The organism is Actinotalea alkalitolerans, assembly GCF_023369855.1.
Classification (GTDB): domain Bacteria; phylum Actinomycetota; class Actinomycetes; order Actinomycetales; family Cellulomonadaceae; genus Actinotalea.
In genome coordinates, this window is the sequence record NZ_JAMBPP010000001.1 from 127,351 (window position 1) to 141,087 (window position 13,737).

A 13,737-nucleotide genomic window follows, 5' to 3' on the forward strand; every position below is an offset into this window, starting at 1 on the left:
GGTCGCCCGCCACCGACAGGTGGTCAGGCCAGGTCATCGGGCCCCACGACGTTGCGCAAGGTCTCACCGTCGAGCAGACGACGCGCGTTCTCAGCCGTGAGCTCGGCGATCCGACGATCCTCGAGGGGGTTCAGCGCGGCGGTGTGCGGGCTGATCAGCGCGTTGGGCAGCCCCCACAGCGGGCTCTCGGCGGGCAGCGGCTCGACCTCGGTGACATCCAGCGCGGCGAAGCCGACGGCGCCGTCCTGCAGGGCCCGCACCAGGGCGGGTTCGTCGATGACCGTGCCGCGACCGACGTTGACCACGGTGGCCCCGCGACGCAGCGCACCGAGCACCCGCTCCCCGACCAGCCCCTCGGTGGCCGGAGCCCCGGGCAGCGTCACCACGATCGCGTCGGCCTCGGGGGCGACCTCGGCGATCTGGTCGAGCCCCACGACCCGCTCGACACCCTCGACCTCGATCGCACTGCGGTTCGCCCCGATCACCCGGGCACCCACGGCCGTGAGCAGCTGGGCGGTCTGCCGTCCGATGTTGCCGAGGCCCACCACGAGCACGGTCTGCTGGTGCAGCTGGCCCATCGCCCAGCGCCCCGACCAGGTCCTGCTGCGCTGCTGATCGAGCAGTCGCGGCAGGGTCTTGGCGCCCGCGAGAAGACCGAAGAGCGCGAACTCCGCCAACGTCCCCGAGTGCACCCCGGCCGACGTCGTGAACGTCACCCGGTCCAGGTCCTGCGGCGCGAGCCCGGCCGCCCCCACCTGGGACGCCCCACCGGCGGCCATCGTCTGCACCCAGCGCAGCCGCGGGTTGGCCGCGACCGTGCGGGCCAGGGCGGCCGACGACACGTCCGGTATGCCGTACAGGGCCTCGGCCGAGTCGACCAGCTCCTCGAACCGGGCCTGCTGCTCAGGGGTGCGCGACCACGACGGGTCGCCGCCGTGGTCCCCCGGGTGTCGCATGGGCGGGAGCAGCGAGTGGTCCCGGACCAGCTCGACGCGGGGCTCGAGCTCCTCGAACAGCACGCACAGCTCCTCCTCGAGGGGGGTGGCGAGCACCATGCGCAACCGGTCCGTGCGACTCATCAGCTGATCCCTTCACCGCGCGATGCCACTCACCGCACCGGGCACCACCCCATCACGCGTCCCCCGCCTGCACCAACCCACGGCCCCTGGGGGTGCTGGTTAGGCTGCCTGGCATGGGTGAGCAGGCTGCGCAGGTCCGCACGGGGTCCGTCGGAGTGGTCGGGCTGGGGGTGATGGGAGCTCCGATGGCCGGTCACATCCAGCGAGCCGGGCACGAGGTCCACGTGACCGCACGCCGTCCCGCGGCTGCCCAGGCGCTGGTCGCGCAGGGCGCGGTGTGGCACGCCACCCCACGCGAGCTGGCCGCCGAGGTCGACGTCGTGGTGCTCATGGTCCCCGACCTGCCCGAGGTCGACGCGGTGCTCGACGGACCCGACGGGCTGCTCGCCGGCGCCACGGGCCCACTGCTGCTCGTGATCAGCTCGACCGTCTCCCCCCAGGGCGTCCGGGCCCTGGACGCCCGGCTCCGTGCCGAGACCGGCGGCCGGGTCCGGGTGGTCGACGCACCGGTCAGCGGCGGGCAGGAGGGCGCCGAGGCCGGCACCCTGGCCGTCATGCTCGGCGGCTCCGACGAGGACGTCGCCCTGGCCCTGCCGGTGCTCGCAGCCACCGGGACGGCCGTGCACCTCGGTCCCCTCGGCGCGGGTCAGGTCGCCAAGGCCTGCAACCAGATGATCGTCGCCGCGACCGTGCTGGCCCTCGGGGAGGCCTCGGTGGTCGCCGAGCGGGCCGGGCTGGACGTCGGGGCGATGCTGGACCTCCTGGGTGGCGGGTACGCGGCCAGCCGCATCCTGGAGGTCAAGAAGGAGCGGTTCGCGACCCACGACCACAGCCCTTCAGGGGCAGCGCGCTTCATGGTCAAGGACCTGGGCTTCGCCACGGCCGAGGCGCGCCGCACGGGCACCCCGACCCCGCAGGCCGACGTCCTGCGCGCGGTCTTCACCGACCTCACCGAACGCGGCTTCGGCGACCAGGACACCGCCGTCGTGCAGGCCTACCTCGAGTCGCTGGCGGCCCCGCCCGCACCCTGAGAGCACAGTGAGGGCGGGGCGGGCTCAGCAGCAGGGTCGGTTCAGCGGACGGGTCGGTTCAGCGGACGGGTCGGTTCAGCGGACGGGTCGGTTCAGCGGGCGGTGCCGTCGACGGCGTGCTCCTCGATCGCAGCGAGCTCGTCGTCGGTGAGCGGACCGGCCGCCAGCGCCGCGACGTTGTCCTCGAGCTGGGCGACGCTGCTCGCACCGATCAGCGCCGAGGTGACCCGAGGGTCACGCAGCACCCAGCTGAGGGCCAGCTGCGCCAGGCTCTGCCCACGGCCCGCGGCGATCTCGTGCAGCGCCCGGGCCCGCGCCAGATAGGTCTCGGAGATGCGCTCGGGTGTCAAGAAGTGGCCGACCGAGGCCCGCGACCCGGCCGGCACCTCACCCGAGAGGTACCGCGAGGTGAGCAGTCCCTGGGCGAGCGGGCTGAAGACGATCATCCCGATACCGAGGTCGCCGACGGTGTCGAGCAGCGCCTCGTCCTGACCGTCCGCGACCAGCTCGACGTGCCGGTTGAACATCGAGTAGCTGGGCTGGTGGATGAGCAGCGGGGTGCCCAGCTCACCGAGCACCCGTGCGGCCTCACGCGTCTGGGACGGCGAGTAGTTCGATACCCCGGCGTACAGCGCCTTGCCGCTGGTCACCGCGGTGTGCAGCGCCCCCATGGTCTCCTCGACGGGCACCGTCGGGTCTGGCCGGTGGGAGTAGAACACGTCGACGTAGTCCAGGCCCATCCGTGTCAGCGACTGGTCGAGCGAGGCCAGCAGGTACTTGCGCGAACCACCGTCGCCGTACGGGCCGGGCCACATGTCGTAACCGGCCTTGGAGGAGATGACCAGCTCGTCACGGTAGGGGCGCAGGTCGGCGGCCATGTGTCGACCGAAGTTCTCCTCGGCCGAGCCGTAGGGCGGGCCGTAGTTGTTGGCCAGGTCCAGGTGCGTGACGCCCAGGTCGAGGGCGCGACGCAGCACCGCACGCTGGGTCTCGAACGGCGAGGTGTCGCCGAAGTTGTGCCACAGCCCGAGGGACAGCGCGGGCAGGTCCAGGCCGCTGCGGCCGGCTCGGCGGTAGGTCATGGTCTCGTAGCGGTCGTCGGCGGCGACGTAAGGGGTGCTCATGCGTCCACGCTAGTCGTCGCGCCCCGCGCGCGACGCCCCGTCACCGTGGGCGGTGGCACACTCGGCGGGTGCTCAACGTCATGTTCTTCGAGCCGCGGATCGCCGGGAACACCGGCAGCGCCATCCGCACGTCGGCAGCCACGGGCTCCGCCCTGCACCTGGTCGAGCCGCTGGGCTTCGACCTGTCCGAGCCCAAGCTGCGGCGAGCGGGCCTCGACTACCACGACCTCGCGCACGTCGTCGTGCACCCTGACCTGGACACCGCCCTGGCTGCGCTGCCGACGTCGCGGGTGCTCGCCTTCACCACCCAGGCGGGCGCCCGTTTCACCGACGTCGCGTACCGGCCCGACGACGTCCTGCTCTTCGGTCCCGAGCCGTCCGGGCTGCCCCCTGAGGTGCTGGCCCACCCGCGGGTCACCGAGCAGGTGCGCATCCCGATGCTGGCCGGACGGCGCTCGCTCAACCTCTCGAACTGCGCAGCCGTCGCGACCTACGAGGCGTGGCGCCAGCTGGGGTTCGCCGGGGCCGTCTGAGCCGGGCCGGTCTCCAGGAGCCGGCGCCGCCCCGCGCACTCACCCCGGCGGCGTGATCCTGGGCAGGGGCGCTGGCAGCCGGCGGCGTCCCCGGCAGCTGCACCTCTCACCCATCCACGATCGTCCGGCCGAGGACGCGGTGGAGCAGGCGGGTGATCGGTCCGGCGGGCACCTCGGCCGGCCACATCGGGACCGCGGCACCTGGTGGCACCAGTGCGGACAGGACCGCCGTGCGCACGTCGTCCGGGTCGATCCCCATCGCGTCCAGCAGTCGCGGCACGCGCGCGGAGGGCTCGAGCACCCCGAGCCACAGGACCGCGCTGCTCACCTTGCCCTCGTTCGGCACGGCGCGGGTGCGGCGAAGGTGACCCCACTTCACCGTCGCCCGGTTCAGTGCCGCCTGCAGCTCGGGCGTGTGCTTGGTGCGCGGTCGCGTCCCGCTCCCCTCGCGCTCGGCGGGCACGGTGACCGCCGGGTCGTGAGCGGTCAGCCCGAGCCGAGCCAGGTGCGGGGCGTCGTCCACCGCCCCGAGCACCGCGTCACGCACCGACGCCGTCGTGAGACCAGGGAAGGCTCGCACCACCTTCTGCGTCAGCTCGTCGTCGGACGCCAGCAGCCCGAGCAGCACGTGCTCGGAGCCGTAGGCGTGCGCCCCCAGGGCCGTGGCCTCGTTCGTCGTCGCCGTCATCACCGCGACGAAAGACTCGTCATACATCAGCATGGTTGCCCCATCTCCGTGGTCCGCGTGGGTGGCTGTGCTTCTTGTGCACCGTCTGGCGCGTGACCTGGAGCTCGACGGCGATGTCCGCCCACGACATCCCCCGCTCCCGCGCCCGGGCGACGTGCAGGTCCTCCAACCTGTCCGCCAGGCGGTGCAGAGCGACGACCGTCCGTAGCCCGTCCCGGGGGTCAGCCGTCGAAGCCGCCGCTTCCACCGTTGTGAGATCCATGGGTGTCAGCCTGGTCTGACAATCGTCTGGTGTCAACCCAGTCTGACAACGAACCCTCACCGACAGAGGGTCGAAGCCGGTCTCGAGCGGTGGGGTGAAGAGCGCAGCGGGGGCGTCGAGCGGCCCTTCCTGCAGCACGGCCACCACGCCACGCCAGTGAGCGCTCTCTCAGCATCAGAGATCGCTCTCTGAGACCGGTTCCATTGCCCGGCGATCGGGGGCATACTGCGCATGTCCGACCCTCCGGGCCCGCGCAACGTCGCGCGGCAGACGACTCCAAAGGCGGAGAAGCGTGAGAAGAAGCAGGTCGATCGCGGCGGGGCTGGTCCCCGTCACAGCACTCTCGGTGGGACTCGCGATGCCGGCATCGGCCGCGACCGTCTCGATCCTCGCCGACTTCGAGGGGTCCTCGGATGCCCCGGACGGCTTCTACGCCTACCAGGGTGGCGGAGGCGGCGCCGGCTTCGGCGTCGAGACCATCGCCGACGGCGACCCCCTGGCCCTGGACGGCCAGGTCGGCGACAACAACGTCCTCTCCGTCGGCGCGGACGTCCCGGCCGGCGCCTACGCCGGGTTCGGCGAGAACTTCGCCTCGGCAGTGGACGCCAGCGCGTTCGACGGGTTCCAGTTCTGGATGTACGGCACCGGCAGCGGCGCCGTCCTGCAGTCGGAGCTCCTCGATGGCGCCGCAGCGACCGCCACGGACTCGGACACCTCGGAGCGGTTCGACTACCAGTTCACGGACGACTGGACGGGCTGGAAGCTCATCCAGATCCCGTTCACGGCCTACCAGGTCGCCAGTGACCACAACCCGGCGCCTGATAACGGGGTCCTCGACCTCACCGAGCTGTACGGCATCATCTTCCCCGTCGTGTCGACGCCCGGGCCGGTGACCTGGAAGTTCGACGAGCTCGCCTGGTTCAGCGGCGCCGACATCGCGCCGAAGGTCGGCTTCGCCACCCCGGCGAGCAGTGTCACCGAGGGCGGCACCGTCACGGTGACCGTCCGACTCGACATCGCCTCGGACACGGCAGTCACTGCTGACTGGGCGACGGCGGACGGCACCGCGACCGCAGGCGAGGACTACACGGCCGCGACCGGGACCGTGACGTTCGAACCGGACGTCACGACCGCGACCATCGAGGTCGCGACCACCCAGGACGCCATCGTCGAGGGCAACGAGACCTTCACGCTGACGCTCTCCGACGTGGCCGGCGCCGATCTCGGCACCTCCACGCACACCGTGACCATCCGCGACGACGACGCCGCCGAGGCGGAGCCGGTGTGGGACAACGTGCGTCTCGTCGAGGGCTTCGACACCCCGGGCGCGCTGCCGGTCACGGAGGACGGCGTCACCGCCGGCCACGAGTTCTTCGCCGACCCGACCGCCACCGTGTCCGGGGCTGTGGAGCTTCCGCCGACGCCGGCGCCGGGCGACGACGCCGGCGACACGACGCTGCGTCTGACGATGACGGCGCCGTCCTACGCAGGCGTCACGCAGAAGCTCGGTGACCCGGGAGGCGCCTGGACCCCGCAGGACTGGAGCCGCTTCGACGGCTTGTCCTTCTGGTTCCACGGCACCAACAGCGGCAGGTCCCTCTTCATCGACCTGCTGGACAACCGCAACCCCGGGTCGACGACCGACGACGCGGAGCGCTACAGCGTGGTGTTCACGGACGACTCGACCGGGTGGCGCTACGTCGAGCTGCCGTTCAGCACCTTCACCCGCAAGGACGTCGGCAACGGGGCGCCCAACGACGGTCTCAACCTCTCGGCCGTCCACGGCTGGGCGATCGGCGCGACCGCCGTCCCGACCGAGACCACCTGGTACCTCGAGGACATCTCGCTCACCGTCCCTGAGACGGTGATCGACGAGTACGAGCACGCCGACGGCCTGCCGTCCGGCACGGACGCCGACGGCCTGGGTCTCGGCTTCCAGCCCTACTCCGGCAACGGCGGCGCCGTGGTCGCGGACGTCGTCACCGACGGTCGGACGGCTGCGCGACCGGGCGCTGAGGACGGCAACAGCGCCCTCGGCCTCACGCTCGACGTCCCGGCGGGCACCTGGGCCGGCATCTCGCACGCGTTCTCTTCCGACGGCGTCTGGACGCCGCAGGACTGGAGCGGTTCGCAGGGCGTCAACTTCTGGCTGTACGGCCAGAGCACGGGGAACGTCGTCTACGTCGACGTCGTCGAGAACCGCGCGGAGGGCTCGACCACCGACGACGCCGAGCGGTACAGCGCGTCGATCACGGACGACATCGCCGGGTGGCGTTTCGTCGAGCTGTCGTGGGACGACTTCGCGCGCAAGGACATCGGCAACGGTGCCCCGAACGACGGGTTCACGCTGGACGAGGTCCACGGCTACGCGATCGGTGTCGCGCAGACCGACGGGCCGACCGAGTACCTCGTCGACCGCTTCGCGCGGTGGGGTGCGAGCCTGGCCGACGTCCCGCTGCTCGTGGGCTTCGACCGCGGTGTCTACCAAGGCACCGAGGGCGGGACGGCGACGGTGACGGTCGCTCTCGCACGCGCGTCCGACGAGACCGTGACGGTGGACTACGCCACGCTCGAGGGCACGGACCGGACCCAGACCGAGGCCGTCCCCACGGTCGCCGGTCGCGACTACACGCCGGTGAGCGGCACCCTGACGTTCGCCCCGGGCGAGACCGAGAAGACCTTCTCGGTGGAGCTCCTGGACGACGACAAGTTCGAGCTCACGAAGAACATCCAGCTCGCGCTCGCGGGCACGACCGGCGCCGACCTCAGCCCGTTCGCGCGGTACGCGAGCATCGCGATCGAGGACGACGACCCGCGTGACCCGAACCTCATCGAGGACTTCGAGACGCATCCGGGGCTCTGGCGGACCACCGGTGCCGGACTCCAGGACATCCGCGTCCTCACGGGCGACGCGAACGCCTACCCGGGGCAGGCCGCCGACGAGGGCGTGGGCGAGGTCACGATCACGGGTGGTGGCGCCGAGGTGCGCCGGGACTTCGCGCAGGCGCAGGACTGGTCGCGCGGCGAGGCGCTGAGCTTCTGGTACCGCGGCACCGGCAGCGGTGAGCCCGTCACGGTGTCCCTGCGCGACGACGCGGCCCCTGACCCTGGTCCCGCCGGCTGGACGAGCACCGTGTACCTCGACGACTTCGACGCCCCGGCAGGCACCCCGGTGAACCCGGACTCGTGGTCGAACGAGACCGGCGGCTGGGGCTGGGGCAACCAGGAGTCGCAGTTCTACACGCCGGGCTCGCAGAACGTGTGGCAGGACGGCGAGGGCAACCTCGAGATCCAGCTCCGCGAGAGCACCGACGAGACGCTGTGGTGCTCGGCGAGCAACGTGCCGTGCGGCTACACCTCCGCCCGCATCGCCACCATGGACAAGGAGGAGTTCCTGTACGGCCGCATGGAGGCGCGTCTCAAGGTCCCGTCGGGCGAAGGCCTCTGGCCCGCGTTCTGGACGCTGGGCAACGACTTCCTCGAGGTCGGATGGCCGCAGACCGGCGAGATCGACATCATGGAGCACGTCGAGGGTGACAACGGTCAGCCGAACGAGGCGTTCGGCACGATCCACGGCCCCGGCTACTCCGGTGGGGCGTCGATCGACGGCAGGGTCTACCTGCCGGAGGGAGAGTCCTTCGCGGACGACTTCCACACGTTCACCGTGGAGTGGGAGCCGGGCCGCATCACCTGGTTCCTGGACGGCGACCAGTACCACCAGGTGACCCCTGCGGATCTCCCCGGTGACTCCGAGTGGGTCTTCGACCACCCGTTCTTCCTCATCCTCAACCTGGCCATCGGCGGCAACTTCGGCGGCACCATCGAGGAAGGGCTCGAGCTGCCCGCGTCGTACCTGATCGACTACGTCAAGGTCGAGCAGGCCCCCGACACCGCCGAGCGGTTCGAGGCGAGCTTCGTGGACAGCACCGAGGGATGGCGTCAGGTCGCGGTGCCGTTCAGCTCGTTCACCCGGTCCGCCGACCAGCCGGCCGGCGCACCCGACAACGGCCTCACGCTGACCACGGTCAACGGGTTCGGGCTGACCTTCGACGAGTCGGTCACGAGCGGCACGGTGCTGCTCGACCAGATCCGGCTCGGGGGCGTACCCGGGGTCGACCCCGAGGACCCCTCAACGCCACCCCCGGGTACGCCCGGGACCGGCGCGCCGGGAACCGGCGCTCCCGGGACGGGCGGCTCTGCCGCCGGCGGCTCCGCCGCCGGTGACCGTGGAGTCCTCGGCGCCACCGGAGCCAACCTCGTGGCCGCCCTGATCGCCCTGGCCCTCCTGGCGACCGGCGGACTCCTGGTGGCCCAGGCTCGACAGCGCCGGTTGGACGAGGCGGTTCCGGGTGAGGTGCCGCTGGATCTCTGACCCGCATCGCCACGGGCCCCGCCACCCGACCCGACGACCACGGAACCCCGTGCCGACGTCCTCGACGTACGGCACGGGGTTCCGTGCCGCCGGGGCAGACCCCGGTCAGCGCATGCGGCGGGGGGCGGGCCTCCTGTCGCGCCGTGGCACGTCCGGCCCGAACGGCGGGTAGTCGTCAGGAAGGTAGGTGGGAAGGAGCGCGGCGAGGTCGAGCACCAGGTCCGCCATCAGCTCGACGCGGGCGAGATCGGTGGGCCCCGGAGCGTGCACCACGACGTCGCGCTCCTCGACCAGCAGCCGCAGGCCCGGCAGGTCCGCGCGGGCGAGCCGCTCGAGGAGGCGTGGGCTCAGGACGTCGTGGGCGAAGCGTGCGTCGGCGCACCGGATCCGCCACCGCTCGTTGACGTCGTAGGACTCGACCGTCAGGTCCTGGCCCCCCACGGCCCGTGCGACGCGATCCAGGAAGGTCATCGGCGTCACGGTCAGGGAGGGGAACCGCCGTGGACCGACGACCATCACCGCGTGCCTGCTCGACCAGTCGGCCAACCCTGAACCGATGGTCGACGAGGCGACCTCGCCCCGCGCGTCAGCACGTCGGAGCACGTCGGTCGCATGCGCGGAGAAGGGGATCCCCCGGGCACTCCAGCGGCTGGACAGCAGGCTCGAGCGGCGCTGGTAGTCCCAGCCATGGGCGCCGGCCCACTGCCGGGTCCGGGCGCGACGGCGACGGTTCCGCCGGCTGACGGCCACGCCCGCGGCGACCGCCGTCACGCCCAGCACGATCGCGATCGCCAGGACGTCGGGGTCGTCCGCGCGAACGCCCTGACCGGGAGCGTGCCGGGCGGTCACCAGCACGGCGAGCAGGGCGACGACGAAGCACCCCAGCACGAAGAGCCCGGCCAGCCCCAGCCATCCCAGCACGAGCACCACCATCAGACCGAGCGCCCGTCCTCGCGAGAGCGTGCGCTCGCGGACGCTGCGCCTCAGACCCGTCAGGAGGTCGAGCCCCCACGGTGCGGGCTCACCAGCCTGTCCGGTCACCCCTCACCCATCGGCACGCGGTCGCCGCTCCCCAAGGGGAAGAGCTGCCGAGATCCCCGGCGGGACGTTCGCGGTGCCGGCCTGCGCTCGACGGCGCTGGAACGCCTCCACGCCATGACGCACCTCGGGCCCGCCCCGGCATGCGGAGCGGGCCCGAGGACCGGTCACCTCGCTGGTCAGGCCTGAGCGAGGACCACGCGCTCGTTGGGCACGCAGTGGGTCATCTGGAGACCCGTGACGTCGCGCGGCCCGTTCGAGCCGAGCTTCTCGAGCCGGTCGAGCTCGTCCTGCGAGAGCGTCTGGCTGGCGAGCGGCGGCAGGTCGCGCACGTCGGCGGCGGTGATGCCCAGCCCCTCGCCGACCCGCTGGCCCAGCTCGTCGTCGCAGAGCAGGAAGTGCCACACCATGCGCTGCTGCACCTGCGGCACGGCCTCACCGATCGCGCCGACCAGGTTGGTGACCAGGTCGTCCTTCTCCCACTGCTCCATGAGCTGGTAGCGCTGACCGGCCTGGGTGTAGTCGTTGGTCAGCGGGATGCGCTTGCGGGTGAGCCGTCCGACGATCTGGGGCCCCTGCTCGTCGTGCGCGGGGGCGGTGGCCTCGCGCAGGCCGCCGGTGATCGACGGCTCGTAGTTGACGTGCGGGTTCTCGCCGGCGCCGTCCACGTGATAAGTCATCTGCCCGTCGCGCTGATTGGTCGCGACCTTCGCGTTCTTGGCCTGGTTGACCGGCAGCTGCAGGTAGTTCGGGCCCACCCGGTAGCGCTGGGTGTCGCTGTAGGAGAAGGTGCGACCGACCAGCATCTTGTCGTCGGAGAAGTCCAGGCCGTCGACCAGCACACCGGTGCCGAACGAGAGCTGCTCGTTCTCGGCGAAGAAGTTGCTGACGTTGCGGTTGAGCACCATCTTGCCCACGGTCCTGGGCGGGAACTGGTCCTCGGGCCACACCTTGGTGTCGTCCAGCGGGTCGAAGTCGAGCTCGGGGTGCTCGTCGTCGCTCATGAGCTGGACCCGCAGCTCCCACTCGGGGTACTCGCCGCGCTCGATGGACTCGTACAGGTCCTTGGTGGCGTGGCCGAGGTCCCCGCCCTGGATGACGGCGGCGTCGGCCTCGGTCAGGCTCTTCACCCCGGCGGTGGGGATCCAGTGGTACTTGACCAGGTGCGTGAGGCCGTCGGCGTTGACCCACTTGTAGGTGTTGACGCCGAAGCCCTGCTGGGTGCGGTAGTTCGCGGGGATGCCCCGCGGGCTGAAGAGGTTGACCAGCATGTGCATCGCCTCGGGCGTCTGCGACATGAAGTCGAAGATGCGGGCGGGCTCCTGCCGGTGGGTGACCGGGTCGGGCTTGAGGGAGTGGATGACGTCGGGGAACTTGATCGCGTCGCGGATGAAGAAGACGCCGAGGTTGTTGCCGACGAGGTCCCAGTTGCCGTCCTCGGTGTAGAACTTCACCGCGAAGCCGCGGGGGTCGCGGGCCGCCTCGGAGGAGTCTCGGCCACCGATCACGGTCGAGAAGCGGATCGCGAGGTCGGTCTTCTTGCCGGCCTCGGCGAACAGCTTGGCCCGGGTGTACCGGGAGATCGGCTCGTCACCCCAGGTCCCTGTGGCCTCGAAGTACCCGAAGGCGACGGCGCCGCGGGCGTGCACCACGCGCTCAGGGATGCGCTCGCGGTCGAAGTGGCTGATCTTCTCGAGGAACTGGTAGTTCTCCAGCGTGGCCGGGCCGCGGGCGCCCACGGTCCGCTGGTTCTGGTTGTCGTGGACCGGGTGGCCCTGACGGTTGGTCAGGACGGGGCGGTCGTCGGGTGCGGGCGGCTGGGATGCGACGTCGGTCATGGTGTCCTCTCGGCGGGTGGGTCGTGCGGTCAGCTGTGGGGCGCCGGGCGGTACGGCGCGCAGGGTCAGGCGGTGGTGAACGAGGGTCCGGCGGCGCCAGGGGCCCGCGAGGGGAGAACCGGACGCGCGCCGGCGGGCCCCCGGGCCTGGCGCACCCGCAGGCCGTCGGACGACGGCGCCTGGCTCGCCGCGCAGTCGGCGCAGCGTCCCCAGAAGACGACCTCGGCCTCGTCGACGACGAAGCCGAGGTCGTCGGCGGGGGTCAGGCAGGGGGCCGTGCCGTGCGAGCAGTCCACGTCCGCGGTGCGCCCGCAGCCGCGGCACACGAGGTGGTGGTGGTTGTCACCGACGCGGGTCTCGTAGAGCGCCGGGTGCCCGGCCGGTTCGATCCGACGCACGAGGCCGGCGGCGGTCAGCGCCTCGAGGCAGTCGTAGACGGCCTGGGTCGAGACGGCCCCGAGCCGGGTGCGGACGGCGTCGGTGACCACTGCGGCCGTGAGGTGCCGCCCGGTCGCCGTCGCGGTGTCCAGCGCCTGGTACACCGCGAGCCGGGGGCCGGTGACGCGCAGGCCCGCCGCGCGCATCAGCACCTCGGGGGACTCGGTCACCACTCCATGGTGGCAGCCAGACTGGAATGAGTCCAGTTTAGGCCGTCGGGTCCACGACGAAGTCGCCCTCGACCCCTCCCCCTTCCACCCAGGCGCGGGCCTGCTCCTGGTCGGCCATCCGCGGTGCGGTCAGGACGATCGTGTTGCCGTCAGGGTCGGTGAGACGCACGTCGGTCGTGAACCACGGGGTGTCCGTCGGACCGTCGACCGCCGCACCCGCCCCACGGAGCGCTGCGGCGACCGCGGCCAGGTCCGCCTCCCCAGACGCGAACGAGGTCGTGGCTGATCCGGAGGTCGGCTCGCCCTGCGTGACGAGGAGGTCCTGATGCCTCATCCGCCGCAGGTGGAGCAGCACCGGCCCGTCCGGGCCGGGGATCGTGGCGAGCTTCACGAAGCCCGCCAGTGCGTAGAGGCGCTCGGTCGCCTCGAGATCACGGACGACGAGGTTGACGAACATCGGCATCGGGTAGATCGAACGGTCGATCGCGGGAGTGGGTTCCTTGGTCATGACAACCACCGTGCACGTTGACGTCGCGTCAACGTCAAGGGGCCTCTCTCCCGGGCTGCGGCGAGTCCCGGCTAGCGTCTCCCTGTGGTCACCGACACCCTCCCGACGCGGCAGGCCCGTGTCATCGCGGTCAGCCGAGACGACACCCACCGCTTCAGCAAGCCCACCGTCGACAGCGTCACCCTGATCGAGGGGTGGGGCATCGAGGGCGACGCGCACGCGGGTCCCACCGTCAAGCACCGGTTCCAGGTCGCTCGCGACCCGCACGCCCCCAACCTGCGCCAGGTGCACCTGCTGCACGAGGAGGTCTTCGCGGAGGTTGCCGAGGAGGGCTACTCCCTGGCGCCGGGCCTGCTCGGCGAGAACATCACGACCCGTGACGTGACCCTCCTCGACCTGCCCACCGGCACCGTGCTGCGCCTGGGCCCGGATGCCGCGGTGCGCCTGACCGGCCTGCGCAGCCCCTGCCGTCTGATCGACACCCTGGAGCGCGGCCTGATGCGGCAGCTGACCGCCCGCGCGGGTGACGGCACCGTCGTCCGCAAGGCCGGGGTGATGTCGGTCGTGGTGGCCGGCGGCGTGGTCCGCGCCGGGGACGGCATCAGCATCGAGCTGCCCGAGGGGCCGCACGTGCCGATGCAACCCGTCTGACGGGC

At 71.8% G+C, this 13,737-nt stretch carries 12 protein-coding genes; 4 read left to right on the forward strand and 8 right to left on the reverse strand.

Going from position 1 to position 13,737, the window contains the following annotated elements:
- Positions 1 to 23: 23 nt before the first annotated feature.
- The gene (locus M1R94_RS00615) at positions 24 to 1,079 is read right to left on the reverse strand and encodes a D-2-hydroxyacid dehydrogenase (RefSeq protein ID WP_249379722.1); all 1,056 of its coding nucleotides are present in this window, start codon (positions 1,077 to 1,079) and stop codon (positions 24 to 26) included.
- A gap of 113 nt (positions 1,080 to 1,192) precedes the next feature.
- Between M1R94_RS00615 and M1R94_RS00620 the strand changes: the two genes are divergently transcribed.
- Positions 1,193 to 2,110: an NAD(P)-dependent oxidoreductase gene (locus tag M1R94_RS00620; protein ID WP_249379723.1), complete on the forward strand. Its 918-nt coding sequence runs from the start codon at positions 1,193 to 1,195 to the stop codon at positions 2,108 to 2,110.
- Between the two features lie 92 nt (positions 2,111 to 2,202).
- Here M1R94_RS00620 and M1R94_RS00625 read toward each other — a convergent pair whose 3' ends face one another.
- Positions 2,203 to 3,234 carry an aldo/keto reductase gene (locus M1R94_RS00625; protein WP_249379724.1) on the reverse strand — a complete coding sequence of 344 codons (1,032 nt, stop codon included), beginning with the start codon at positions 3,232 to 3,234 and terminating at the stop codon, positions 2,203 to 2,205.
- 68 nt (positions 3,235 to 3,302) lie between these two features.
- On the opposite strand from M1R94_RS00625, the gene M1R94_RS00630 reads away from it, so the two are divergent.
- Positions 3,303 to 3,767: a tRNA (cytidine(34)-2'-O)-methyltransferase gene (locus M1R94_RS00630; protein WP_249379725.1), complete on the forward strand. Its 465-nt coding sequence runs from the start codon at positions 3,303 to 3,305 to the stop codon at positions 3,765 to 3,767.
- Positions 3,768 to 3,873: 106 nt separating this feature from the next.
- Here M1R94_RS00630 and M1R94_RS00635 read toward each other — a convergent pair whose 3' ends face one another.
- Complete coding sequence (locus M1R94_RS00635) at positions 3,874 to 4,482, reverse strand: Clp protease N-terminal domain-containing protein (RefSeq protein ID WP_249379726.1); 609 nt, start codon at positions 4,480 to 4,482, stop codon at positions 3,874 to 3,876.
- Positions 4,475 to 4,717, reverse strand: coding sequence for an RNA polymerase subunit sigma-70 (locus M1R94_RS00640; RefSeq protein ID WP_249379727.1), 243 nt, complete (start codon positions 4,715 to 4,717; stop codon positions 4,475 to 4,477). Before M1R94_RS00640 ends, M1R94_RS00635 begins: the two co-directional genes overlap by 8 nt.
- Before the next feature lie 292 nt (positions 4,718 to 5,009).
- Between M1R94_RS00640 and M1R94_RS00645 the strand changes: the two genes are divergently transcribed.
- Positions 5,010 to 9,089, forward strand: coding sequence for a carbohydrate binding domain-containing protein (locus M1R94_RS00645; protein WP_249379728.1), 4,080 nt, complete (start codon positions 5,010 to 5,012; stop codon positions 9,087 to 9,089).
- Between the two features lie 105 nt (positions 9,090 to 9,194).
- Here the strand turns inward: M1R94_RS00645 and M1R94_RS00650 are convergent, their stop codons facing one another.
- The 4 genes from M1R94_RS00650 to M1R94_RS00665 all read right to left on the reverse strand — a co-directional run bounded on the left by M1R94_RS00650 (position 9,195) and on the right by M1R94_RS00665 (position 13,081).
- On the reverse strand, positions 9,195 to 10,130 hold the full coding sequence (locus M1R94_RS00650) for a hypothetical protein (RefSeq protein ID WP_249379729.1): 936 nt from the start codon (positions 10,128 to 10,130) through the stop codon (positions 9,195 to 9,197).
- 176 nt (positions 10,131 to 10,306) lie between these two features.
- Positions 10,307 to 11,965 (reverse strand): catalase, encoded by a 1,659-nt coding sequence (locus M1R94_RS00655; protein WP_249379730.1) that lies wholly within the window; start codon positions 11,963 to 11,965, stop codon positions 10,307 to 10,309.
- A 65-nt stretch (positions 11,966 to 12,030) separates the two neighbouring features.
- On the reverse strand, positions 12,031 to 12,573 hold the full coding sequence (locus tag M1R94_RS00660) for a Fur family transcriptional regulator (RefSeq protein ID WP_308199855.1): 543 nt from the start codon (positions 12,571 to 12,573) through the stop codon (positions 12,031 to 12,033).
- Positions 12,574 to 12,610: 37 nt separating this feature from the next.
- Positions 12,611 to 13,081: a VOC family protein gene (locus tag M1R94_RS00665; RefSeq protein ID WP_249379731.1), complete on the reverse strand. Its 471-nt coding sequence runs from the start codon at positions 13,079 to 13,081 to the stop codon at positions 12,611 to 12,613.
- An 84-nt stretch (positions 13,082 to 13,165) separates the two neighbouring features.
- Between M1R94_RS00665 and M1R94_RS00670 the strand changes: the two genes are divergently transcribed.
- On the forward strand, positions 13,166 to 13,732 hold the full coding sequence (locus tag M1R94_RS00670) for an MOSC domain-containing protein (RefSeq protein ID WP_249379732.1): 567 nt from the start codon (positions 13,166 to 13,168) through the stop codon (positions 13,730 to 13,732).
- The last annotated feature ends 5 nt before the right edge of the window (positions 13,733 to 13,737 follow it).